At 59.2% G+C, this 24,650-nt stretch carries 23 protein-coding genes; 2 read left to right on the top strand and 21 right to left on the bottom strand.

The window, feature by feature from the left end:
* Nucleotides 1-132: 132 nt before the first annotated feature.
* The 18 genes from DES53_RS04760 to DES53_RS04675 form a co-directional block, all read right to left on the bottom strand.
* Nucleotides 133-1,881: a phosphoethanolamine transferase gene (locus tag DES53_RS04760; RefSeq protein ID WP_113957031.1), complete on the bottom strand. Its 1,749-nt coding sequence runs from the start codon at nt 1,879-1,881 to the stop codon at nt 133-135.
* An 84-nt stretch (nt 1,882-1,965) separates the two neighbouring features.
* Nucleotides 1,966-2,514 (bottom strand): hypothetical protein, encoded by a 549-nt coding sequence (locus DES53_RS04755; RefSeq protein ID WP_147263219.1) that lies wholly within the window; start codon nt 2,512-2,514, stop codon nt 1,966-1,968.
* 64 nt (nt 2,515-2,578) lie between these two features.
* Nucleotides 2,579-4,186 (bottom strand): coiled-coil domain-containing protein, encoded by a 1,608-nt coding sequence (locus DES53_RS04750; RefSeq protein WP_113957029.1) that lies wholly within the window; start codon nt 4,184-4,186, stop codon nt 2,579-2,581.
* A 36-nt stretch (nt 4,187-4,222) separates the two neighbouring features.
* Nucleotides 4,223-4,555, bottom strand: coding sequence for a hypothetical protein (locus DES53_RS04745; RefSeq protein ID WP_113957028.1), 333 nt, complete (start codon nt 4,553-4,555; stop codon nt 4,223-4,225).
* Nucleotides 4,552-4,692 (bottom strand): hypothetical protein, encoded by a 141-nt coding sequence (locus tag DES53_RS33410; protein ID WP_211325441.1) that lies wholly within the window; start codon nt 4,690-4,692, stop codon nt 4,552-4,554. Before DES53_RS33410 ends, DES53_RS04745 begins: the two co-directional genes overlap by 4 nt.
* Nucleotides 4,693-4,759: 67 nt before the next feature.
* Nucleotides 4,760-5,689, bottom strand: coding sequence for an AAA family ATPase (locus DES53_RS04735; RefSeq protein ID WP_113957026.1), 930 nt, complete (start codon nt 5,687-5,689; stop codon nt 4,760-4,762).
* Nucleotides 5,686-6,375 carry a hypothetical protein gene (locus DES53_RS04730; RefSeq protein ID WP_113957025.1) on the bottom strand — a complete coding sequence of 230 codons (690 nt, stop codon included), beginning with the start codon at nt 6,373-6,375 and terminating at the stop codon, nt 5,686-5,688. Before DES53_RS04730 ends, DES53_RS04735 begins: the two co-directional genes overlap by 4 nt.
* 20 nt (nt 6,376-6,395) lie before the next feature.
* Nucleotides 6,396-7,667 (bottom strand): TrbI/VirB10 family protein, encoded by a 1,272-nt coding sequence (locus tag DES53_RS04725; protein WP_147263217.1) that lies wholly within the window; start codon nt 7,665-7,667, stop codon nt 6,396-6,398.
* A gap of 27 nt (nt 7,668-7,694) precedes the next feature.
* A complete protein-coding gene (locus tag DES53_RS04720) occupies nt 7,695-8,786 on the bottom strand; it encodes a hypothetical protein (RefSeq protein WP_113957023.1) in 1,092 nt (363 codons plus the stop codon).
* Nucleotides 8,786-9,403: a hypothetical protein gene (locus DES53_RS04715; RefSeq protein ID WP_113957022.1), complete on the bottom strand. Its 618-nt coding sequence runs from the start codon at nt 9,401-9,403 to the stop codon at nt 8,786-8,788. Before DES53_RS04715 ends, DES53_RS04720 begins: the two co-directional genes overlap by 1 nt.
* Nucleotides 9,400-10,092: a hypothetical protein gene (locus tag DES53_RS04710; protein WP_113957021.1), complete on the bottom strand. Its 693-nt coding sequence runs from the start codon at nt 10,090-10,092 to the stop codon at nt 9,400-9,402. Before DES53_RS04710 ends, DES53_RS04715 begins: the two co-directional genes overlap by 4 nt.
* Before the next feature lie 3 nt (nt 10,093-10,095).
* Nucleotides 10,096-10,785 carry a hypothetical protein gene (locus DES53_RS04705; protein WP_113957020.1) on the bottom strand — a complete coding sequence of 230 codons (690 nt, stop codon included), beginning with the start codon at nt 10,783-10,785 and terminating at the stop codon, nt 10,096-10,098.
* Nucleotides 10,786-10,802: 17 nt separating this feature from the next.
* Nucleotides 10,803-11,837 carry a hypothetical protein gene (locus tag DES53_RS04700; protein ID WP_113957019.1) on the bottom strand — a complete coding sequence of 345 codons (1,035 nt, stop codon included), beginning with the start codon at nt 11,835-11,837 and terminating at the stop codon, nt 10,803-10,805.
* A gap of 33 nt (nt 11,838-11,870) precedes the next feature.
* On the bottom strand, nt 11,871-12,791 hold the full coding sequence (locus tag DES53_RS04695; RefSeq protein ID WP_113957018.1) for an alpha/beta hydrolase family protein: 921 nt from the start codon (nt 12,789-12,791) through the stop codon (nt 11,871-11,873).
* Between the two features lie 46 nt (nt 12,792-12,837).
* Entirely contained in the window at nt 12,838-13,503 is a 666-nt protein-coding gene (locus DES53_RS04690; protein WP_113957017.1) for a hypothetical protein, read from the bottom strand.
* A gap of 71 nt (nt 13,504-13,574) precedes the next feature.
* Nucleotides 13,575-16,268: a TraG/VirB4 family ATPase gene (locus DES53_RS04685; protein ID WP_147263215.1), complete on the bottom strand. Its 2,694-nt coding sequence runs from the start codon at nt 16,266-16,268 to the stop codon at nt 13,575-13,577.
* Nucleotides 16,252-16,647: a hypothetical protein gene (locus tag DES53_RS04680; protein ID WP_113957015.1), complete on the bottom strand. Its 396-nt coding sequence runs from the start codon at nt 16,645-16,647 to the stop codon at nt 16,252-16,254. Before DES53_RS04680 ends, DES53_RS04685 begins: the two co-directional genes overlap by 17 nt.
* 98 nt (nt 16,648-16,745) lie before the next feature.
* Nucleotides 16,746-17,075: a hypothetical protein gene (locus DES53_RS04675; protein ID WP_113957014.1), complete on the bottom strand. Its 330-nt coding sequence runs from the start codon at nt 17,073-17,075 to the stop codon at nt 16,746-16,748.
* A 224-nt stretch (nt 17,076-17,299) separates the two neighbouring features.
* Between DES53_RS04675 and DES53_RS04670 the strand changes: the two genes are divergently transcribed.
* Both DES53_RS04670 and DES53_RS04665 read left to right on the top strand, forming a co-directional pair.
* Nucleotides 17,300-17,767 (top strand): type II secretion system protein GspG, encoded by a 468-nt coding sequence (locus DES53_RS04670; protein ID WP_113957013.1) that lies wholly within the window; start codon nt 17,300-17,302, stop codon nt 17,765-17,767.
* 125 nt (nt 17,768-17,892) lie between these two features.
* On the top strand, nt 17,893-20,691 hold the full coding sequence (locus tag DES53_RS04665) for a tetratricopeptide repeat protein (RefSeq protein WP_113957012.1): 2,799 nt from the start codon (nt 17,893-17,895) through the stop codon (nt 20,689-20,691).
* Between the two features lie 64 nt (nt 20,692-20,755).
* Here DES53_RS04665 and DES53_RS04660 read toward each other — a convergent pair whose 3' ends face one another.
* The 3 genes from DES53_RS04660 to DES53_RS04650 form a co-directional block, all read right to left on the bottom strand.
* Nucleotides 20,756-22,180: an O-antigen ligase family protein gene (locus DES53_RS04660; protein ID WP_147263214.1), complete on the bottom strand. Its 1,425-nt coding sequence runs from the start codon at nt 22,178-22,180 to the stop codon at nt 20,756-20,758.
* A gap of 119 nt (nt 22,181-22,299) precedes the next feature.
* Nucleotides 22,300-23,109, bottom strand: a complete 810-nt coding sequence (locus tag DES53_RS04655) for a class I SAM-dependent methyltransferase (RefSeq protein WP_170156859.1) — start codon at nt 23,107-23,109, stop codon at nt 22,300-22,302.
* An 8-nt stretch (nt 23,110-23,117) separates the two neighbouring features.
* Nucleotides 23,118-24,605, bottom strand: a complete 1,488-nt coding sequence (locus DES53_RS04650) for an exopolysaccharide biosynthesis polyprenyl glycosylphosphotransferase (protein ID WP_113957009.1) — start codon at nt 24,603-24,605, stop codon at nt 23,118-23,120.
* Nucleotides 24,606-24,650: the final 45 nt, after the last annotated feature.

Genomic DNA, 24,650 nt, shown 5'->3' with positions numbered 1-24,650 from the left:
GGGGAGAGGCATCCATCATGGATGTATCGGCGAAATCCGGCAAGATCCTGCTGGAAAAATCGGCAGACAGGCAGGCGTGCCCAGCCCGCTTTTCTCCAGCCGGACACGGTGAAAAATAAGTGACGAATGGTGTCATCGCGGTACGGAATGGATGTTGGTTCCTGCAGAGATTCCCAGCGTGGCCGACTTGCCTGCATTCAGCACGACGGGAAGCGTGTCATAGTCCACCAGCTCACCTTTCAGGTTCCTTAGCAACCTCGGACCCGGACGGAACTGCGGGCTCGCCGCGCTCAATCGCAGGTCCAGCGCATCACATTGCAACGCCGCGGCATCCACCATGGTATGGAATACCGCCGAACCAGTGAAGGGCGTGCCCACATGGGACTCCATCTGCATCGTCTGCTCCTGCCGCTGCGCGCGGTACTCGGGCGACAGCCACACCAGCATGGGAATGTGCATCACCTCCGGCGTGAGGTTTCCGTGGGCAAAGGGAAGCGTCTCCGCATCCCCCTTGTTCTGCCCGTGGTCGGACACATACAGCATCATGGAGACCGCGTTTGCCTGCTTCAGCGTTTCGATGACCTGGGCCAGAAACCAGTCCGTGTAGCGGATGGAGTTGTCATACGCATTGGAAAGATGCTCTCGCTGCTCCCCAGTCAGGGCCCGCACAAAGGGACGCGAAGCGATGTCCTGACGCTCGGCCGGGAAATGGTTGAACTCAGCCGGATAGCGATCCGCGTAGTTCTGGTGGCTGCCCATGGTGTGCAGCACGATGAAAAGACGGCGGTGTCCCGTCGCGAGCAGCTCCTTGAGCGGCTGCAGCAAGTTGCCATCATACGCAGAGGCATAGCGCGCATTCCCGGGAGCGAAGGTACCGCTGAGGAATCTTGATTCTTCAGCGTCGCGGGCAAACACGGACGAGGCTGTGTCATACATGCCATGCTTTCTCTGCGTGGAATACCATGCGGTGTGGAATCCCGCCCGCCGGAAGATGCTCACCACACTTGGCAGGGACGCAGCTGCACGCAGATGCTCTGGGTTCGCCGGCGTCAGCAGCAAAGGGACGCTCATCGAGGTGACCGGCGCAGGCGCCACGACATCTTGAAAGCTCAACAGCCCCGACATCTTCGCCAGAAGGGGTGTCGTCTCCCGCGCATACCCGTGGATTTGAAAGCTGTCGAACCGCGCGGATTCGCCCAGCACCAGGACATAGATCTCACGGTCACCCAGCGGCGCGGACTTCACCTCCATGCGCTCAGCCACAGCAGTCCTTCCCGCGAAGTCATCGTGAATCTCCCAGGCACGCCAGGCAGAAACCGGAAGATTGGCAGGGAAGGTCGTAGCCAGTCGCTTCACGGCCACCTGTCCGCCCAACCCCCATCCGCCAAACACCATCTGGCCAAGCGGCATGACCACGAGGCAAACCATCACCACACCACGTGCAAGCCACCCCAGGCGGTGCCCTGCCGGAACGTGCCGCCCGGTGAACCACCAGAGAAACGCCATCGCACAGGGAGCTGCCAGCACGGCCAGCACCGCCGGTGCCCAGAACCTCTCCAGCTCACTCGCATCTGTCTCGCCCAGCACCACGAAGGCCCACTCCCGCACCGGCTCGCCCGTCACGAAATGATACGCCATCAATGCAGGCAGGAAGGCCGCCAGCGGCAGCCACAGCCGCAAGGCCGTCCGCACACTCACGGAAAAAAGACACGGCGCAAGCAGGATGCCCACGCCCAGCCAGAAGTTCTCCACATGATGCTGGTCCACCCGCGGCCAGAACACGGCCACCAGATTCGGCAGCGACAGAAAAAGCACCGTCATCACGAGGCCGGGAAGACACGGCCGCTCGTGTTGGATGCTTTTCTTCAGGAGGGAAATCATATTCAGAAGGACTGCCACGCGATGCGCGGACGAAACCGTCAATCAAAGGGGTGACCCGGAATTCAACATCAGAGGCTTCGTGGTTTATCTGTGCCGTGGTGAGATGCGCGCCCGTGCCTCCATGCCTTCATCCCCGCCCAGCTTGGGACCACCCGTGGGGCCGCCCAGCTTGTCACGGACACTTTGCCCACCAAGGTCCATGCTGCCATCCTTGGAATCCTGACGCAGGCTGCTGGTAAGGTCTGTGTTTTGTTTGGCTTCATTCGCGCGGGAGAACTCCGCCTTCGCTTCGTTCAGGCGCTGGGTGGCCTGATCAATGTCATCCGTGAGACGTCCCGGAGGCAGACCTTGCTTGGTCAGTTCCTTCAACTGGTCCTGCAATTGCTCCAGGTGTTGTTCCTGTTTTTTCATCTCCGCCTGGGCGAGCGCCACACGCTGCTCCGCGACCATTTTCATGCGTGCCGCCAGCAGGTCCTGCCCCTGTCCCTGGCCTTGCTCGGCAGCCAGAGATTCATCGGTCTTGGTCGCCAGAGGGTCGGGCCCGCCCTCGCCTTGCTGCACACCCTGCTGCTGCTCCTGCTGGCCCTTCCGGCCAGCGAGCATGCTCTTCAGGGTATCCCGTACGCTAGGCATGATCCATACCTCCCAACATCACCAGTTCCGAAAAAGACCAGAAGTCGCCACAGCACGTGCGCACTCAGCCGCCCTTCATTCTCATGACCTGTTGCTTGGGCTGGCCTTGTTTCAGGCCCATCTTTTCCAGTTCATAACCGGTGGTTTCTCCTCGTCTGGCCAGCTCTTCTCTCACGGACAGCGGCTTGCCATTGTCGGGCTTGTCGCCCACTGATTTGGCACGCTGCCGCCCTTCTCCCACCTTGGGAGCTTCTTTGCCAACAGAAGATCCGCCCACGCCGACGCCATCAAGGGTGAGATCCGGAGTCTGCGAAATGGACGGGCTCGTCAACACCTGCTTGGGCGCAGACTCAAGCTCCATGGGCACACCCGGGGAAGTGATTCCACCACCGGGTCCCTGGACCATCTTGCCCGTGCCTTCCATTTTGGGACCCTCCGTCTTCGGAGCATCCACCTTCGCTCCTTCCACCTTGGGACCATTCTTGACCCCGTCGAGCTCCTCCTGGAGTTTGACGACATCCTTTTGGGCAGCCGCCTTCTCGTCTTCAAATGGCTTCATCTTGGCGCGGATTTTCGACAGCTCGTCGTAGTCCGACTGCTCCAAGTTCTTGCCTGGCGTCTTGAGGATCTCCTTGTGCTTGTCGAGAATTGCCGCTTCGTTCTTCTTGTACCCCTGGAGCACGTTGTCGATGCCTTGCACCTTCTCCTGGGCCTGGCGGATCTGGCCTTCCAACTTGGCGGCCTTCTCAAGCTGTTCCAGGCTCTTGCCCTCCTTCAGTCCCTTGAGCTGATCCTGCTTTTGGGCAAGTCCCTTCTGAAGTCCCTCCTTCTCCTTCTGCAAATCCAGCTTTTCAGCCTGCAGCTTCTCCCACGCATCCATTTTGGGCAGAGAACCGTCGGAAGGATTCAACGCCTTCTTCTGCGCATCCTCGATTTCCGAGAGACGTCCGTTGACCCTGTTGAGGTTCTTGTTGTCGAGCGCGATACCTGCATTGACCTGATCAAGCTGCTTCGCAAGGTTCTGCCGGACGGATTGGTCAGTCTCAAGCCCTTCCAATCCCTTGCCGTTCTTGAGCATGATGTTGCTCGCCTCCAGCTCCCGGTTTTTCTGCCCCAGATCGGTGTTCTTCTTCGCGAGATCCGTGTTCTGCTGCATCAGCTCCGAGTTCATCGAAGTCAACTCAGTCCGCATCTTCGTGAACTGGTCGATCGACCCTTGATCCTTGGGTCCCGTACCGATGCCTTTAATCTGATCGTCCAGCCTTCCGATGGCCTTGTTGTTGGCATCAATCTTGGAGAGATTGGCGTCGATCTGGGACTGGTTGGCATCGATCTGAGACAAGTTGGAGTCGATCTGGGACTGGTTGTCCTTCATCTTCTCCGCCACTCCCTGGGCGAGATCGACATTCTTGTCAGAAGTCTCCATCCCATTGGCCTTGAGAATGTCGCGCAATTCGGAGCGCATCTTCTCATTCTCGGACTTCAAGAACTCACGGTCCTCCATGCGGCGTTGCTCCGCCATTTCCTCCGAGCGCCGGTCTTTCTCCATGGCGGCCTTCTGCGCCTCTCTCCTCTTGTTTTCCTCTCTGATCGTCCTGACCAGGGCAAGCACGTTCTGCCCAATTGTGGAGAGCATTTCCGTGAATTCTTCGCCGGCGTCTTCTGCTGCCATAGTGCTGGAAAATCTAAAGTTTTACTTGGGGGGGTGCTAGAGCTGCACGTGATTGCGTCTCTGCCACAATATGATCGGCTTTTCGCCAGGGGCAGTTACGCGAAAGAGGTAATCTTTCCATTTATCTCCAAGGCGCTGCTGGGCGGCGCTGAGGGCCCACTGCTGCGCTTCCTTCACCGGCATGGGACTTGGGATGCTGGTCTGCACCATCGTGGGCAGCCACGTATCTCCATGAATCTGGCCGTAATACTCAATTCGGGAACCAGCCGGAATGACGTCTGTGATGATGGACGTGCGGTTCGTCTTGGAGGTGCCACAGGAGGCCAGCAACAGGCAGGCAGTGAGGGTAAGAAAAGTTCTGGGAGTCATGAGGCGTCGTTGTCAGTCTTTTTTCCAGCCGCTGCAAGAACCCGGTCGGCCCACGGCTTCCACCAGCGGTCGTAGCAGTACATCACCGCCGCGGCGCCGAGAGCTCCCCACGCGAGAAACCATTTCTCGCGAACCACGCCGATGATCAAAACCCAGGCACAGATGCCATATCGCTTGATCTCGCGCTTGTGGAGTTCCCATAGCTCACGTGCTCTGTATGACCAGTTTCCCATTGACTACAGTGAGTTCGCCTGAGGTGGCGTTGCCTTGGAGCATCGCCTCGCGTACTGCGTGGCGGCAGTGACTTTCAACCGTGGTGCGCATGCGTCGGGCGCCCAGCCGGGGCTCCACGCCCTCCGCCACCAGCAATTCCAGCACCCCTTTTCCGAAGGTGAGGTTGTGGCCCTTGGAGGCGAGCAGCTTCAATTCCTTGTTCAGCATGATCCCGGCAATCTGCTTCTGCGCGTTGTAACTGAGGCGTTGGAAAACACAACGCACATTGAATCGCGCCAGCACTTCAGGACGGAGCTCTGCCGCAGCGAGATCTTCGATGAATCGCTCAATCGTCGTGATGCTGCTGCTCTTCACGTCCATCAGCACGTCGGCGCCGATGTTCGTGGTCGCCACGATGTAGAACTCGGAAAGGTTCAGCGTTTCACCATTGGCCACGGTGATGCGGGCGGCATCCAGCACTTGCAGGAAGATGTCCAGCACCCGGGGGTGCGCCTTTTCAATTTCGTCGAACAGGATGAATCCCCTGCCCTCCGCACGATCAAAGAACCGGCCCATGTTGCCACGGCTGTTCTCACCTTGTCCGAGCAGAAGCTGCAGGGACTCCTGGTTCTGATACTCGGACATGTCCAGGCGGATGCAGTGCTTCTCCACATCGCCGAAAAGATACTGGCACATCAAGAGGGTGATTTCCGTCTTGCCCACACCGGTGGGTCCCAGGAAAAGGAAGGTACCCTTGGGACGACCGGGATCCGAAAGGCCCAGCTCCCCATTTTGCAGGGTGGGGACGACCTTGGGAATGACGTGGTCCTGGCCAATGATCCTGCCTTCCAAATAGGCAGGCAGATCACGAAGACGGCTCTTGTGATCTGTGGTGGGGGGCAATGTGATGTGCCACTTCATGGTTTCTTTGTCGCGTCTTTGATGCTCCTGTTCAGAGCTTCTTCCATAGCCTGGCGTTCTTTGATTTCACGCAGTTCATCCTGCGCTTTGCGATGTTCTTCCTTCAGGGCACTGAGATCCGACTGGGCCTTGGCATTCTGCTGCTGGAGTTCGGCGATGGTCTTGTTCTTGTCCGGCGCAGTAGCCAGGAAGGCCTCAATCTGTTCCTGCTTGTCCCTGAGCAGGGCCACGCGCTTCTCCAGCTGGGCGCTCAGCTCGATCTGGCGCACGCGCTCCGCATTCACCACGGTATCCTTGGGCACAGGATCATGCTCGGGCTCACGAATGCCCAGCACCACGCCACGGGAGGCCATGGGCGTGGCAGGCAGGCGCTGATCCCACCGTGCGTCCTGCTCCACCCGATAAACCGTGTGCGCCTCGTGCATTTCACGACGATCACGGCTGGGAAGGCGCCCGATGTGATAGGTGTGCACCTCCTCAGGATGGCGCACGCGGGAGACATCATAGGGATCAATCTGGCGCCCCTTCGGCCAGCCATCCAGCGCAGTGCGGGTGTAGCTCGGAATCTGCAAGGTGTTCTCCAGATCTTCGTCGTAGGCCACGTCCTCGGGCTTCTCCGGTTTTGTGGCGCACGAAGACAAGGCCGCCAGGAGTAGCAGAGCCAGGGGAGCAAAGGTTGTTTTCATGGATGATGCAAAATGGGTCATTACCGGGTGGCGGGAGGCGTGCCGAACGGGAGGCGGGACTGCAGAGGGGCCGCCCCTCCTGAGCCCACAGGGGGAGAGTTATTGGTGGGAACCATCAGCGCCTTGGTGCGCTCGACGAGAGATTCATGTCGCGCCGCAGCCGCCTGCTCCTCCGTGGCCGCCTTCTTGCCGGCCAGGCCCGCCTGGAATTCCGCAGCCTTTGCCGCAGCGGCGGCGGCCATCTGCTCGTATGCGTTCTGCTGCAACTGCACGCCGGATACGGCTGTGTTCCCCTGTCGATAACCACCGATGCTGCGCAGCTCTGGTTCGAAGACATCCAACGTGTAGATGTAGAAGGAGGTACCCGCAGGCACCTGCACATAGTTCGTATCCTTCTCCATCTTCTGCACCATCAGGTTCGAGTAGGCGGACGCGCCGCCCGTACCCGCGCCCAAAGCCGCGTTCTTGGAGCTGTTGGTGGGCACCAGGCCATAGATCGACTGGAACTGGTCCTGCTGGGACCTCATGATGCCCTGCAGAGCTTCGCTGACGAGAATCTTCAACTCGATGTACTCATCCGACTTCAGGATGCGACCGCGGATGCCGGGCGATCCATCGAGCAGACCAAAGGTGCCGTCAGAAAGCGGCTGATGATCGAGGGCAATGCCGTTGATCACATACTCAGAGCCATCCGCCCAGACGAAGGTGAAGGCACCGCGAATATCCACGCGATCACGGATCTTGCTGTCCTGCGCAGAGGCGGCCAGTACCTGCGTGCCGGCGGGCACGATGAGATTGCCCTGGAAATACACGTCCTCCGTCACCATGCCCAGCACCGGGGTCCCGTTGTTGTTGCTCTCCAGGGTGATGACCAGTGCCGCCTTGATCAGCGTGCCGCGAGGCGCGAAGACCTTGGGAGGCGCCGCCGAAAAGGGTCTCATGCTGGGATGGCTCTGCACCTGTACAAGCTCAGGGAAGGCCGGCTTTTTCGGCTGCTCCTGCCTTTTGGGTTCCTCTTTCTGCACCACCACCACAGGCTGCTCCGGCTTCAACGGGGGCAGCACCAGTTTGTCCAGACGGTTGTTTTCGGCAACTTCACTGCCAGTCAGGTCACGACGTCCCACATCCACCTGCTCCGAGGAGGCCTGCCCCATGCCTGCCGGCGGAGGCTTCGGCGCGGCCTTCGGAGCCGTGCGCTGCTGGCTCTGGTACCAGAAAAAGCCGCCGCCCACCGCCACAGCGACGATGAACAGGGCAATCTGAACCCCCGGTTTCTGTAAGTAAGACAGCATGGGTCTGCGTGTGTGTTGAGCTCGAGGTTACTTGCCGCCGTAGAAATTTGGGAGAGGCAGCCGGATTTCGTCCTTGGAGGGCGCGGAAACTTCAGGAAGCGGGAGCGCCATGCCACCCTTCTCCAAGGCGGGGAGAAGCGGATTGGGCGGCGGAAGCAAATCGTTGGGCGGGGGCGGAGGTTGGGTCGCAACGGCCACTTCAAGACGGAAGTCATTGCTGATGGACAGGTGTTCCTTCCCCCCGGAGGAATTCCCCTGCACCACGAGATCCAGCAAGGTCACGCGTCCAGGCTCGACCACGCCACTGCTGTCCGCGAGCTGCGCCGTGTAGCTGGCATCCCCTGCCCTCACCTTCACATCGGAAGGATTGAAGCGCAGGCGGTGCGCCCCCTTGTTCTCAATCTTGGTGCGGAAGACGAGCGCATCCTTCTGCGGCCACTGCTGGATTTCCGTGATGGTGGAAACCAGCCCGCCGTTTTCCGAACTCAGCGAAATGCCCCGCCGCTCATGCCATCCCTCATAGAGGGCGGGATTCACCGACTCCAGGAAGTCACGCTGCTTGGCCCGCGAGAGAATCCCAATCAACTCCGTGGAATTGTAGTTGGTGCGTGATTTGACGATGTCTTCCTTGGCCACTTCCACGGCAGTACCGGAGCCGATGGCATCCGTCACGAGCACAGCCACATTGGCACGGTCTCCCGCACTCACCTTGAAGAGATAGATCTGCTCTCCGCACCGCACGGTGAGGTAGCAGGGCGTGCCCCGCCGGATGGCGCGCATCACCAGGGTATCGCGTGCCGCCAGTGCGTAGTGCACAATCGTGACCGGTTGGGGCGCGAGATCCTTCAGCGTGGCCGCAGCCACCGCCTCCGCATCCATCAGTCCCTGGGCCGCCGCGGCATCAAGCACCAGGCCATAACCGATGACCAGGGTGATGTCCGCAGGAAAGGTCACCGAGGTGGCCACCTGCGTGTTCAGCGTGAGGTCATGGATGGTATCCCGTCCCGGCAACGTGATCAGTTCCTGCCCTTGGGCAATCTGCCCTTGCAAAGACGCCGGCGGGAGAACGGCGCCCAGCACGAGGCTGGAAAAGATGAATGCAGCGCGTCGGAGATCCATCAGGGGAATGTCCTTTCCATACTGAATAAATTAACCTTGTTGCAAAGCGTGGGGTACAGGGGGCGCTCTTCGATGTCGGGGTTGATGCGCCATTCAAAGAAAATTTTCACCGACCAGGTTTCATTGATCATCGTCTGCTCCGGCGTCACTCCGGCTCGCACGAGCTGCGCAGTCGCCACCGTCGTGGCCTCACCCTGGCCCTCCTGGATGTTCACGATGATCTCTCCGATCTCCACTTTTTGGTGGAGCTTGTTCTCATGGAAGTTTTTGGCCTGCGGAACAATCAGGCCCTTGATGATGTCCTGCGTGGCCTCGTAGCTGAAAAGTTTGGGCAGCCTCTCCTGGTGATCCAGCCGTGAGGGAGCCCGGTTGAACATGGTCTCCATGGCCAATCGGGTCTGCGCCTGGTGCATCTTCGTCGGCGTCTCGATGTCCAGGCTCGGCGTGAGGTAATACATGTCCGGCGAACCCGTGTACACGTACTGGGGCAGGGTGCGCACATCCGCGATGCGCGACTGCAGATAGTACCCGCTGCCACCAATCGTGGCGCAAGTCACCAGGAACCAAAATACCGCGGCCCTGCTTCGTGCCAGAAACAGATGGGAGACGGCTCTCATGGGGTGGACTTCGCGGATGAGGATGAGTTTTTGGCAGACGAGGAAGAGGCGGTCGCGGCCGCCGCGTCAACCTCGCCAGGCCGCTTCGGATCAGACGCCTTGAACTTGGTGCATACCGTGGGAAACAAGCCGTTGTCCGCCATGCGGGTGTTGATGCGCCACCAGAAATACACCTCCACGTCCAGCACCTCCGTCTTGGACTGCCCCTTGAACGTGATTTCACGCGTCAGCTTTCCCTTGGCAAACGTGACCGCCTGACCACGGGGATCGATGAGATTCTTGTACACGCCCGCCTGCTCGATTTGGATGCTCTGGTGGATCTGCTGTTCACGGAAGGGCTTCTCATCCGGGTTCAGGAGGTCCTTGCGAATCTGGGTGTTGGCCTCCTGCGTGAAGAGTTTTTTCAACCGGGACTCGAACGTGAGCATTTCCGGGCCGCGGGTGTACAGCGTCTCCATGGCCAGGCGCGTCTGCGCGGCGTGGAGCTCAAGCGCCTTCTCAAACTCCACACTCGGCGCCAGGTAGTAGCTGCCGGTGGAGTCCATGATGACGTACTGCGGCTTCACCTGCACGGCGGTGATCACCCTCTGCACGAAGATGGCGCTGCAGACGATGCTGACACACGCCACAGTAAACCAAAAAATGGCGGTGCGGTCTTTGACTACGAAGAGATCGACAACGGACTTCATGGATCAGTTGGGCGCGGCGTCTGGAGCTGGAGTGCTGGTTGAAGGTGGCAGCGGAGGTGCGCCCTCCTGAGTCCGCCGTAGCGTGGATGCGACGGGAGTTTCCCGACAGGTGAACCGGTGGCAGATAATCGGAATGCGTCCATGCTCCAACAGTGACGTATTGGGCAGCCAGAGGATGTCCGCCTTCACCGCCCAGACTTCATTGAAGAGTCTCCCCTCGTGAATACCGGTGCGGAGCAACTGTCCGCTCACCATGGCCAGGGTGGCGCCCTGCTCCGGCAGCCTGCGAAGATCAATCCTCTCCACCTCAATCTTCTGGTGCATCTGTCCGTCCCGGAAAGCGTCATTCTGCTTGTCCAGCAACTCGGTCTGCACCCATTTCCACGCCGTGCCAGACATCATGCGCCGGCAACGATCAGCAGCATCCAGCCCGGAAGGAGACTTGTTGAATACGGAGTCCAGCAGCAGCCGTGTCTGGTCCCGGTCCCGGACCTCCAGCTTCGCCGGATCGAGCTCAAAGCTCAGCGGCTTCACATCCGGGTTGGTCATGATGATGTACTGCGGGCGCAGCGCCGTCTTGTTGATAAGACGGTACACATAGAAGGCAGCCCCCACCACAGCACCTGCGGCAAGCAGGAACCAGAAGGTCGCGAGACCATCTTTGCTGATGAAAAGTGCGGAGGAGGATTTCATTCAGAATATTTCCATCATCATTTGGCGCCACCGCCACTACCGATCGAAGCTCCACCCTTGGCTGCGGATCCGGCAGATGCCGGTGCAGAAGCCCCACTTGTCGCCACCATCATGCCAACTTGCGCAGCGCCTGAAGCAGCCCCTGAGGTGAAACCCATCATCGTCGAGCCACCCGCGGACACCATGGCCGAGCCAATCTGTGAGCCGGAGACAATGGCTGCCGAGATGATCTTGGGCGCCTTGGTGAGCACCGCCCACATCAGAAGCGCCTGGGTCAGGCAAAGCGCTGCACTCACGATGCCGCCGAACACGAAGTTGATGGCCCCCAGCGTGGATACACTGGTAACAGAGTCGTTCAGCGAGCCAATCGTTTCATTGATCACGAAGAAACCCAAACCCCAACCCAACTGCCAGAAAAGAACGCCAACCATGCCCATGATATACTTGAAGCCCGTCTCCCGCGTCTTGTCGAAGAGCAGCATGCCCAGGAAAATCGGCATGATGGTCAAGCCAAGATAGACAGCCGCGATCTGGCACAGGTAGGCAACAATCACCAGCACGTAGATGATGATGGCAATGACGAAGGCAATGATGATGATGATGATGGCAATGAAGCCGATGAACATCAGCCCCAGGAATAGGAAACCTAACATCATCTTCGCCACCTGGGACCCGATGGAAACCGCCAGGCTCTCCCCAATCATCCGGAGGAAATCATTCATCACCCCCTCGACATCTACCCCGATCTCTTGCGCCAGAGTGGGCCCAAGCAAAATGTAGCCGTCCAGAATCCAACGAGGCACGAGCGCCAGGGTCGCCGCCACCACCACCGTCATGATCAACTGGGTGCCCAAGCCGGACAGGTCGCCGCCCATCTGCACTTTGTATGCAGCCTGGAGCAACCCTGCGAAGGCAAGCGCCACGGTGAACAGACGCAGCACATAATAAATCTGCTCGCATGGCGTCGCGAGCGCGGCGGCGAAGTTGTTCTTCACGTCGTCGTTCGACATCCCATAAGGGATGATGTCGACGGCAAGTACAAACAGGTTCATGTCAGTTGGGGGAGTTTTGTGAACAGAAGTGGCTTACCTGCGCACAGGCCAGGGCAGGAAACCTTCCAACGCAGGTGCAGCGCCCGAGGGCTGGGCAGGAATTGCCGGTCCGCCACCTGAGATGCCGGTCATAATTTCATCTAGCTTGTCCTTCTGCTCTTCCGCTTCCAGAAGGGCGGGTTCAGCATCCCCCTTCGACCTGACCTGGCTGTAGGCATACACCTGAAGTCCTTTCACCGCCGTGTCGTTGAAGGCGTTGTTGATGTCATCGCTGCAAACTTGAAGCTGCCCCTGAATGACCTCTACTAGAGCCGTCTTTTTTGCGAGATTGGCAAAGTCATCGGTATTGTCCTTCATGTCATCAAGAACGTCAGCCAGGATGTCCAGAAGCGCGGCACGGCGCTCCACGGCAGCATCACGGACTTCATAGTACTGCCTGATCGCCTTGAGCTGCTCCGCCTCCCCGATGTACCTTGTGCGATCACGCTGCTCGGTCCGCTTATCGCCACCACCGGGCGGCTGATATTCATACTCGGTGCCAATGGACTTGATCATCCCGTCTCCGTCGTCATTGAAGAATTCATCATCGGGATCTTCCACAGGCGGGCGGGGAAACTCGAGACCTTTGTCCCTGGCGTTGTTCACGTGCTCAATGAGCTCGTCCGTCCTGTCTCCGATGTCCACATCCGCGGGATTGCCGATGCGCTCCAGGAGATCGTCCAGGCGTTCCGTGGTTTTCTTGGCTTCCTCTTTGATGTCCTCCAGAAGCCCCTTGGTCTCGTCCTTCTGCTGGCCGATGGCCGTGTTGATGGAATCCAGGAGTGTATCGATGTTCGTCAAACTCTTATTGGCATCGATCAATTGCCGTTCCACGGCAGCGTCATAGACAGCCTCGGCAAACCCGAGACCGGGCAGAGCCAGCATGGCGCTCAATGTAAGAATGGACGTTTTCATGGCTTGGTTTTTGAACAGTTGACTGAACAGCACGCACTGTCCTGCCCTACTCAACCACCTCGATGACGCGACGATGTTTGTCGATCAAGACACCATCGCTCGTGGTATGGGCCGGAACTTCAACTTCGTAGTAGCGATATTGGACGGGCGGCTCCTGATCCTTCATGGTCTTCTGCAGGTCGCGCTTCAGCCAGTAGAACTCCTTGATGGAGTCACTCTTGGCCTTCGCATAGCCCTCGTCATACTTTTTCTGGATTTCCTTTTTGCGGAAGGAATCGGTGATGGCTCCCGCGGCCGCACCTGCGATGGCGCCGGTGATCAGGCCGCCATGCTTGTCAAAGAGGTCATCGTCGTTGTTGTTGCCGTTCCCGTTGTTGTTGACCAGCGTCGTCGTGGTGGACGCATCGTTTTCATCGATGACACCGTCACCATTCGTATCGGTCTTGCTGCCCGTGACCGTCGTCACCGAACCATTGCCGGAACCGTTGTTGTTGTTGTTCCCGTTATTGCTGCTGTTGTTATTGTTGTTGTCGCCGAAGAAGCCGCTGGAGTTGCCGTTCTCATCGTCGTCATTGCGCAGTTCATCGCCCACGGCTCCGAGCACACCGCCCGTCAGCAGGCCTACCAGAGCGCCGGAAGGCCCCCCATCAGCAGAGCAGGAGATGAAATAAAAGGGCATTATGAGAAGCAGGACTCGGGCGGTGCCTTTCATGTGTGGAGTGGTTGATGTTGAATTCGGAAACAGGGAGTTTTGGTTACGATTTGGGAGCGAATCGGCCTCTTTTACAGGCGGGCTTGGGCGGTGATCATCTTGAAAGCGTTGCCGTCGTACTGCTTGAGCTGCTGGTTCTGGCGTTCGAAGGCCTCGCCCGAGGTGGCACTGGCCAGAATCATCTCCTTGGAAGCATAGTGCTTACCGATGGCAATGCGGGGCCGGCCAGTGGATTCGTGGTAGTACACGAAGGAGCCAAACGGGTCCGACTTCATTTCCGAGGGATCGGGGAAAGCCGCAACCTGCCGCTTCGTGATCGACGGCACGCGGAATCCCTGGGACATCGCCTCCACGTCGCGCTGATCCGGCTGCTTCAGCATGAACATGATGCGCGAGTTGCCGATCACCGAAGAACGAACGGGGTGGTCCTTGATGCGCTGGAACTGCTGGATGATGGAGAACACCCAGGTGGAGTACTTACGCATACGTTCGTAGTACTCACGCGTGATGCGCTCGCCATCCGGCATGGCCAGGAAGGCAGAAAGTTCCTCCAGAATCACGCGCTTCCGGATGTTACGCGGACGGCGCATGATCTCCTTGCGCACGTCGTTGGTGATCATGAAGGCCGCGACATCCCGCAGTTCCTTCGCGGATTCGGGAATGAACGAGAGTTCGAAATGCACGACCTTCTTGGTGAGGTCCACATTGTTGACGCCATCCAGGATGGCTCCGTAACGTCCGTTTCTCCCCCACGGTTCCAGCAGCGTGCGCAGCAATGCCAGATCCTCATGAGCGCGACGTTGGCGGCTCTCCAGATTGAGCATTTCCACAAACTGACCGTGCGTCGGCATGTCCTCCGCAGACATCATGGTGTACGCCAGCGACATCAACTCCGTGCGCTGGCCCGGATCATTCATGAGATCCTCCACCTTGGCAGGATCGAAATTGAACTCCTTCAGCCCGGCGGCTTCGCTGTCACCTTCAATGCAGGCATTCGTGTAATCCAGCCAGCAATCCGCGAGCGTCGTGCCACGAGGAAGATGCTTGAGCCCCCACTCCTGGGCGACCATGCACCGGCGCGCCGCTTCGTAGCGTTCATTGGGATGACGCATGGCCCACGATTCAAACTGATCCTGATACAGGCGCTCCACCTGCTTCGCCAAAAGGGCCTGTCTGATTCTGTCCTTGTCGAGATCCTTGGGCGGTCCCGCCATGAGGTGCGCCACCGCCGTGGCCCCCCCAAGCTGGTCTGGACTCAGGGGCAGCCCTCGCGTGTCCAGATAGTTGAACGTGAGGTTGCCGTTCGGCTGCACGATGATCGGTTCACAACCGTAGAGCCTCGTGAACAGATTGTACGACAGGCCCTCCTCCACGATGGCGGTGAAGTCATAATAAGGCGCCGTCTGCGTGAGCAGGTCGATGGTGAATACGCTCTTGCCCGCACCGGATGCACCAAACATGATACCGTGCTCAGGGCGCTGAGCGCCTTTTTTGCCTACGAAGGTCACGCAGCCCATGAGAGCACCGCGCGGACCGTCATAGATTGCTTCCGCTTCCTCCAGGTCACCCGTGGGTGTGCTGGAAATCGGCAGCAAATCCGCAAGGTTCACATCCTCGACGTACAGCTTGAAGTCATTGTACGGTGACCACGCCCAGCCGGGCATGGTGAGCTGCCAGTAGTTCTTCACCGAAGTGGGCAGCGTGGGCTCATACGCCTGGGCGCCACCGAGCTTCAGGATGGAACTCTTCACCGCCGCGAGCTTGCCATTGCAGCCGTCCTCCGTGCGGTCCCACACCCGCACCAGCAGATGCACGCGGTAGGGCACCACCTCATTGGTCGCCAGTCGGCGGACGCGCGTGCGGAGCTTGGCAATCGTGGCCTCAATGGAGGCAGTGATCTTCCCACGCTCATACTTGGCGAGTCGGGATTCGGTCTCCACACGATCCTTCTCCACGTCGCCCGCCTCGATGTTCACGGAGATCTGGTAGTCCATGATGTCGAGCTGCGTCAGCAGCCGCATCATGCCGATGTAGGTGAATTTCGGCAGAGTCTTCAGCACGCAGACGCCCTGATAAAAGCCGTCCAGCTTGAACATGGAAGACTTCATGCTCAGCGGAGCGGCATCGCCGTTGAAGCACATGTCACAGACCGACTGCGAGGGATCATACAGATCATCCAGCACCACGGCCTCGTTCTCAAATGCACTCGGATTGAAGAAGCGGTAGAACTCCTGGAAGTGATCCATGTTTGTCATGGGCGTCACCACTCCACCCAGAGGCGTAAGCTGACCGCGCAAAGCGGCCTCCAGCTCAGACTGCTCGCGTGTCGCCGCCTGCAGCACTTCATCATAATAAGCCCTGCCCGCCCCCCCCACCTTGCCGGCGATCTTCGAGGTGAAGTAAAAATTCAGGTGCTCGCGACGGAGCTGGCGGGTCTTGATCTTTTTGTCGTACCGGTTGTAGCGCTCTTCACGGGCTTTGATGGACCAGTTGTCCCCACCCAGGCGTTCGGTCTCCTCCTTGTATCGCTCAATCTCGTGGCGGTAGTCGCTATCCACGCTCCAGGTTACCTGAAGACGGAGGTCCGGGTGCACCAGACGCAGCAACACACGGAGATTGTCCTCCAGGGACATCAACCACTCCGGATCGGTGTTTTCCGTGTCCGGCAATTCCACGGAGTATCCACGACCGATGGCGCCGCCCTTCTGCAGCCCCCGGTAGATGACGAGGTTGCGGTCCAAATACGCGTCAACTATCTTTGCCATCGCTGCTGGTCTTCCTGGTCGGCGCTTTGATGTTTTCCAGCCAGGGGAGCTTCATTTGCTCCACCTGTTTGGGAGAAAAGTAATTCAGACCGGTGAGCTTGATGATGAGCCACTCGGCCAGTTCAATATCATAGGAGACGGGCTTGCCCTGCTTCAAGCCAAAAACGTAGGCGGAGACGACCACCACAGGGAGACTCATGATGATGATATTCACCACCATGGGGTAACCGAGGTTGTCCACGCCTTGGGAAAGAATCAGCGAGAGCCCGACAGCACCGAGCAGCAGGAGAACATTGTTCCCCTGAAAGCCGGCGAAACCCTGACTGACCTCCCGGCCCTCGTTCGTTTCGTAATAGCGGACCTTGGCCTCTTCTTCCATGCGACTCAGGACAAACTGCAGTGACTAGCGGACACCTTCCAGCAGAGTCCACGCCATGAATGACGCGGACTCTGGCTGGCGAACCACCCTGGAACCGATTAGGACCCGAGTTCGAGGTCGTTCACGTTGGCATCGGAACTGCCGAACATGGCTTTCACGATGAGGAACGCGAGGCCGCCGATCAGGGCACCGACCAGTCCGTAAATCATGCGCTCGGTCTGTCCCATCATGAACATCACCGCGGCAAAGAGAAGACCGCCGAAGGCCAGTACCAGGCCGACGAGGTTCAGAATGCCGAGGGCACCAGACATCTGGTCCTTCAGGTCACCCTGCGCAAGGAAGGGAGCCGTGACGGCCATCAGCTTGACGCCGATCTGGGAAAGGTTGGTTGCCTGGACTGCAAGGGTGGCTGCAAGGGTGGTTGACATGGATATGGGATTTCAGGTTGTTCGTTTTCTCGATTGCGACTTTTCGTTGGGGAGGGGCGGATTGCAAATTCTCGCCCGCAACGAAGATTTCGGAATGGAGCACGTTGAGTTACGAAAATACACGAGAATTTTTTTGGATTCATAGCTTCCTGTACCTAATCTTCGTTTTATCCACCCCGGCACGCCCAGCCCCCCCCTCTCCCCATTACTGAAAAGCCGTTCACATGAGCCATCCCGTCCAGCCCGGAGCCAAAAAGAAGAGATGGCCCTGGTGGGTCCGGTTGCTGGGATGGCTGTCTGTCCCAGTCTTGGTGATGACCGCCATCGCCTGGGTTTTCATGAACAGGCAGGCAGCCCAGCACACCGGCGGCAAGGAGAGCTACCAGAAGGACTGGCAGGCAAAAGCCCAGTTGGAGGAACTGAAGTTCAGCCTCTGGCTCGCCAGACGTTCGAATGGCAAGTACCCCTCTGAAAAAGATGGCGGTCTGGGCTCCGTGGTCCTACGAAGACATAAGGATGAGGACAAAGAGGAGATAGGCGAGCCCGAAGAGGTGACGGAGAAGCTCAAGGACCCCTGGGGGCGCCGCTTCCGTTACCGTTTCCCCGGCGTGCACAAGAAGGATAGCTACGATCTCTACTCCTTGGGCGCTGATGGCATTGAGGATACCGAGGACGATATCAAGAATTGGTAAAAGCTTGCTTACAACGGGTCGAAGAACCCTTGCGCATGTCACAAAAAACTTCCATCATGCCCTCCGCATCTACCTATGGCCTGGTCGGCAAAGGGTGTGCGATTGGACCGTGAAGCGTCCATCAAATGGGAGTCCCTGTCATTTATCTCAGCGCAGCGCCTACGGATTTGCGCACCCACCGTGCCCGGGCGGAAAAGATCCTGACCAGCTCGGGATTGCAGGTGATCACGCTGGAGGCCGTCCGCTCCAAAGATTGGAGCCAGATTCGCAAAAGCCTCCGCCAGGAACTGCGCAACTGCTCGGCCGTGGTCCACTTTGCCGGTCTTTGCCACGGCTCTGAACCTTCAGGAAGGCCCCCGGGAGCTCCCCGGCGTTCCCACGCCCAGATGGAGTACCATCTGGCCCGCGATCTCCGGATACCCACGTACCCGTTTGTGCTCCCGGGTGTTTTCCCTTTTGACGCCCACTCTCCCGAGCCTGTCGAGGAACAGCTCCTTCAGGAGGAACACCGGCAATTTCTGATCAATCAGATGCGGGCCAGCGACCACGTGGAAACCGCGGCCCAACTGGACCAGCGCCTCTACACTCTGGCCCACGATCTACTTCAGAAAGGGCAGGCCACCTCTTCAAAAGCACCATCACCACGCCGCTCCCGAAGTGCGGTGTGGTTCATGAGGCTGCCGCTGCTGGCCTTGGTCGCTTCCTCGGGCATGTATTTCTGGAACACCTGGCGCGACGGCTCCCCACAGGTGCTCATCCATCCGCCTGGAGCCCTGTTGGCTGGTCTCTCCCCGGATGAGATCGCCGCAGAACAGGAGCGGGTGGTTTTGGGCGCTCTCGAGACCACGCGCCTGGCGAGAGAGGTGGCTCAAATCACTCCCCAGCAAGGAACAGCGCGAGAACAGTATGATTCACGAACCAAGCAGGAACTGGCCATCGCGTCTGTAGCAGCACGCTACGGAAAGGAGCCCGGCGCTTTGCAGGCCAGCATCGAAGGATGGGCACGCTCCACCCGGACCTCCACCACCGCCACGCCTCTTGACAAAGCTCTCGCTGTCTACTTCCTGGCGGACTATGAGACTGCCGCGGAGGAGGCAGGCCGGGTCGCGGCAGCGGCGGAGAGTTCCTCATCTCCCAATCACGCTCTGGCATTGAGCGGCTGGTTCCTACAGGGACACTGCCGCCTGCAGCAGCTCAAGTTTCATGGAGCGCTCGATTCTTACCGCCACGCCTTTGCCCATACCAGCGTGGAAGGCCAGCCTCTGATATGGAGTGACCTGGTGCTCGCTGAGGGGCTGGCTCTGATGCAGCTCGGTCGATGGAACGAAGCCCTCCCCTCCTTCAACACGGCGCTCAAACTCAGAAACTCCCACCTCCCACCGGATGCTCCTGAGCTGGCATGGGCCATGACCGCCCTCGCCCCGCTCCACGCGGCGATGGACAAGGCGGAGGAGGCGGAATCCCTGCTGGCGCAGTCGTGCCAGATTCTTGAGAAGCGCTTGGGCCCCGAGCACCCGGAGGTGGCCATCGCCGTGGCAAACCTGGGCGAAGTCCTCAGGTTGTCTGGCAGGGCTCCGGAAGCTGAGACGACCCTGTGCCGGGCCATCGCCATGCATGAAAAGCTCCAGGGAAAAGACGCTCCCGAAATCGCCCGGATCCTCGGGAGCCTTGCACGCCTCGTGGCAGGTGCTGGTCGACAGAGCGAAGCCATCCTTCTGGGAGAAAAAGCCCTCTCCATAGACGAGCGCAAATTCGGACCTGACCACCCGAGAGTGGCCCGCGACCTGACCAACCTGGCCCTGCTCCTGGCATCGCAAGACCATCCCCGTGCCGTGGAGTTGCAGCGCAGGGCACTTGCGATCATGGAGAAGCAGTTCGGCCCGGCGCATGCGGACACTGCAAGCGCCCTCAACAATCTCGCGGGATTGCTCCAGGACGGACCGCAAGGCGATGAAGCGGAGCTAATGTTCCGGACCGCCATGAAGACGGACGAGGCCCTCTTTGGCAGGAGCCACCCCAATCTCCTGCGAGACCTGCGGAACCTCGCCGGGCTGCTGAGGAACTCCGGCCGCCGCGATGAGTCGATCGCCTACTATCTGCAAGCGCTCGGTCTCGCGGAAGTGCATTTCGGCAAGGAGCATTCCGAGACCGTAACCAGCCTGCGCCAGCTATCCCTTCAACTGGCGGAGGCACGACGCTTCACGGAGGCGGAACCTTTTGCACGCCGGGCCCTGGCATCCGCCACCAAACTCTACGGCCCAGATCACATGGAGGTGGCGCAATGCTCCCGTGACCTCGCCTTCTGCCTGGCCGTCTCCGGAAAGCTTGAAGAGGCTGCCACCCTCTATGCCAATGCCCAGATCATCGCGGAGACACACCTGGGCTCCGACCACATCAGTGTATTCCATGACGTGCGGAACCAGGCCGCTGTGCTGCGGGACCTCGGAGACAAGCCGAAGGCGCTCGAGGCCTACCGGCGCGCCTACACCATGGCCCGCAGAATCCTCGGGCATGAACACCCCCAGACACTGGTGGCGATGGACAACCTCGCCTGCATGCTGCGCGACACCAAGCACTACGACGATGCGGAATACATGTTCCGCGATCTGCTGACCGTACGGGAAAAGCTGTGGGGACCTGACCGGGTAGACCTGGCGAATGACCTCAGCGACCTGGCGGGTGTGTTGTTCCTTGAATCACGTCATGCTGAGGCGGAGCCACTGTACAGGCGAGCCTTGAAACTGGTGGCGAAGGCGCCGAAGGAAGCAACCGGAACTCCTTCCCTCATCAACACGGCGAGACAGAACTACAGCGCGAACCTGCGACGCCTGAGCATCTCCGAAGAAGAAACCGCCATGCGCATGCGCCAGATCGAGTCTGGTGAAACGGTCGACGATCTCGCAGCAACCTCACGAACCCCCTGACATATTCTGGAGCAGTTCACGCCTGAGCACAAGCCTCTGCACCAATGCCACACGACCCGCTCTTTCAATAGAGCATGGTCTTGAGAATGTAGTCCCAGAACGCAAAAACGGCCCAGGTGCCTGAGGCGGCGACGAGCGCGTCCACGATGGTGGGCCGGAGCACCCATCTGGGCAGACGAGGACCACTCTCGACCGGTTCCGCCCCCCTTTTGACAGTCGGATCGTGCCCCATGGCCCAGCCACTGACAGCCATGCGTGGAAAAGCCGGGCCTGACACGGCTACTGCCGGAGGCAAAAACTCAGGAATGAGCCGGATGGGCGGCTGCAAAGCACGTACCGGCGGCCTCAGGCTTTGGTCCACCGTCTTCACTTCCTCAACCTCCTCTGGTTTCCGCAGCAGATAGAGACGGTGGAAGGCGCTCGTCCCCGCCATGAAAAAGAAGAACTCCGTATGATAGGCACGGTCGATCATCCAGTTGGAGATGGCGTACGCCACCACCAGGCCAAAGAGACACTTGCGACATCGTTCACCTTCTTCATCGAGGGCTTTGCATCGGATCAAGGACTTCAATCCAAGCCAGATCAGTCCCATGTAGAGAAAGATGCCCCCCCTCCCCAGCTCCGCGCCCACCTGCACATAGGAACTGTGGGTCGCTTTCGGAATCGACATCTTTTCCCAGCGAATGGTCGCCTTGAAGGTCTTCCACCCTTGTCCGGAGAAGAGATGCTGGCGGCTGGCGGTACGGGCAATTTCCCAAGCCAGCAAGCGGCCCTGGACCCCTTCATCCGACTTGAGGCTCCCCATTTCCGCCATGCGCGGCATGATGCTGAGCACCGCACCACTGCCAGCCACAGCGGCGGACACCAGAAGGATCTGAAAAATCTTGGAGCGCCCGAAAGCGTAAGCCAGCACGAAGACGATGAATCCCGCCAGGAACGCCCCCTTCGACTCGGTCTTCATGACGCAGTGAAATGCCAGTGAGGAAAGCCCAGAGGCAATCAGCCGGTTCGTCATGGAGCTTCGCCAGAAGAACAGGAAATAGGACATCGGCAAGACCAGGATGACAGAATGCCCAAGCGCATTGGGGTTGTTGTGCATCCAGGTGCCGATCGCGAGGCGGCCCTTGTTTGCCGCCGTCATGCCGGCAGCACCGGTAATGTCCCATCCATAAAGGCTGCCCACACCAAAGGCTGCAAGGACCACCAGCGCCGCCAGCCAGTATTTCATGTACTTGTGCAACCGCCCCGGTGTATCCAGAGCCTGCACCGTGACGAAATAGAAGGCAAAGAGGGGGAATGCACCTTTGAGAGCTCCGGTGGGATCCGGAGAGGTCCACACGATAAACGCGTAGTAGGCCAGCATGGCCCAGTCCTGCGGAGTCACGATGAACTTCAGGGGCCGGTTCAAGTTCCTGGCTCGAACCACCATGGTTGCCATGGCCAGGATCATGACCGGCGTCACGATGCCCATGCCTATAATCCCAGGCATCCAGTCTTGGGGCCTGATGAAGTAAATCAGGAGAACCAATACTATGGCAAAAAAGTCCATGCGAAATCAACGGAGACGCCGGCCTCGCCCAGCGAGCCGACTGCGGCCAGTCCCATCCGTCACTTGAAAGCACATACAACTACATTGTTCAGGAACTTTCTGGCAACACGGGTCCGCAGGGAGGCTGGCATCATGCACAATGCTCGCTCAATGACCCTGAATCCCGGAAGAAGCAGGCGGTATGCCGGGCCTGTCTTGCCCCTCAAGAATGGCTGGATACGGGTAAATCCGCAACGGCGCATCAGCGGAGCCATCTCGCCGTAGGTCCACTCCTTCAAATGAAAGGTCTCAAGCTTCTCACTGAAATAGCGCGACACATCATGGGGACCGGAGAGCGCGTGCGGGGTACTGAGAATGTAAGTCCCGCCGGGCTTCAACACGCGAGCAATCTCCTGGAAGTGTAACTCAACATCATCCGGGTGGAGATGCTCCAGCACCTGATAGCTGAAGGCCACATCAATGCCGCCATCCGGAAGGGGGATCACCAATCCGTCATGCATCTGCATGCGGTAGTTTGCCGGGGCCTTGTCGGCGGCACTCCCCTGCGCGCAGACTTCGAGGGCAATCGCCTCCTTCACCTTCGGCGCGACATGTTTGGAGAACGTGCCCGTGCCGGCACCAAATTCGAGAAAACGAACTTCTGGAGCAAGCGCGTGACGCACCAGCCTCAACTGCGCGGCAATGGAACGCTCCTCAGCGTCCTTTTCCTTGGAACGCGCCACACGGGGATGGTTGGGAACCCGGCGATAAAGTTCGGAGTACAGCTCGGCAGCCAGACCCTTCCGCTCCTCCCGGGTGCTGTTGCGTAGCCGGGTCGCGAGCTCCTTCTCAACTTCAAAATGATGGCGGCGAGCCTCCGATGAATCCATGGCCGCAGTCATACCACACTCGGAGCCAGTTGCTCTTGCGCTTCCTCATTATCCGCTTCAGGACGGCTCACAAACGCTTCACGGGAAGCGGCATCGTCCAGAGCACGCTGGGAGACTCCTCCAGTGAGCACAATCCGCACCGTGTCCAACAGCACGAACATGTCGAGCGTCAGCGTCATGTGCTTCATGTAGTAGAGATCGTACTCCAGCTTGCGCCGTGCATCCTGCGTCGTGGCTCCATACGGGTAGTTCACCTGTGCCCAGCCCGTGAGCCCGGGGGCCACCAGAAGGCGTTCCCTGAAATAGGGGATCTCAGTCGAGAGTTGTTCAATGAAGTCCGGACGCTCCGGACGAGGACCGACAAAGCTCATGTCGCCGCGGAGGATGTTCCAAAGCTGCGGAATTTCATCGATGCGGAACTTGCGCAGAAACCCACCCCCCAGAAACACACGCGGATCGTTCTTCGAGGCCCACTTCGGTCCATCGGACTCCGCGTCCACTCTCATGGTCCGCAGCTTCAACACCTCGAACTTGCGTCCCAAACGGCCACAGCGAATCTGCCTGAAGAACACCGGCCCCTCAGGCGAGACAATGCGAACCCAGGCCATCGCCACAAGGAGAAACGGAAAGAGAAACAGGCCAACGATCGCGGAGGCAGCGATATCAAAGAGGCGCTTCCACTTCCGCACGTAACCGCGGTGAGGCAGAGAACTGGCACTCAGCAACCAATCCAGATCGATGAGCCACACGGGCACCGTGTGATAGTTCTCCTCAAAGAAATCCACGATGCGACACAGGCGCACGCCGCCGAAACACACCTCTCTGAGTTTTGAAACCAGATGCGCATCCTTCAGGTGGCGGCCGGAACAGAGGACCGTGTCGATGTTGTTGTCCTCCACCACCGTCATGAGATCATCCCGGGCTCCCAGAAGGTTGCTCTCCAGAGGATGGTCACGCCGTTCCTGTGGGCTGCGGACGTCGATGATGCCGATCAGTTGCGCTGCGCTGCCGCGAAGCAGCTGCAGTTGTTGCCAGCTTTCATAGTCCTGCTTACCAGTGACCAGCACCGCCACCCTCTCGCGATAGCCCAACGTCAACCTCGCCAGGAAGGCGTGGTGGGCCATGAGCAACGCAAACGTGATCGGGAAGCTGATGGCCAGCACCCCGCGTCCTACCCGCGAACTGAAATCAAGCGAACCAAACGTCAGCATCACCACCACACCGGCGAGATAGCAGAGTCCCAGCAGGAAATAGCGGTGCCGCTTCTTCAGGTGCACGGCACGCACCGAGTACAATCCTGCACCATATAGAATGGCGGGCACTGCAATCGAGGCAATGAGCAGGATGGGCAGGTAACGCAACACCACCGGAGGTGTGAAGTCCTGGAAGCGCACCGCAGACGCAGCCACCATCCCAGCAAAGACGATCGCGGCGTCCAGGATGAAATGATTGCGGGTGGCATTCCACCGCTCTTTGCCTTTGACGCTATGAATCATGCCCGGGCTGCTTTGCGAAGTTCAGTTGACCGACCGGCAATTCAT

It is taken from the genome of Roseimicrobium gellanilyticum (assembly GCF_003315205.1).
In the GTDB taxonomy this organism is placed as follows: domain Bacteria; phylum Verrucomicrobiota; class Verrucomicrobiia; order Verrucomicrobiales; family Verrucomicrobiaceae; genus Roseimicrobium; species Roseimicrobium gellanilyticum.
The sequence above is the reverse complement of the archived record's forward strand: the minus strand, read 5'-3'. Positions and strand labels throughout refer to the sequence as shown.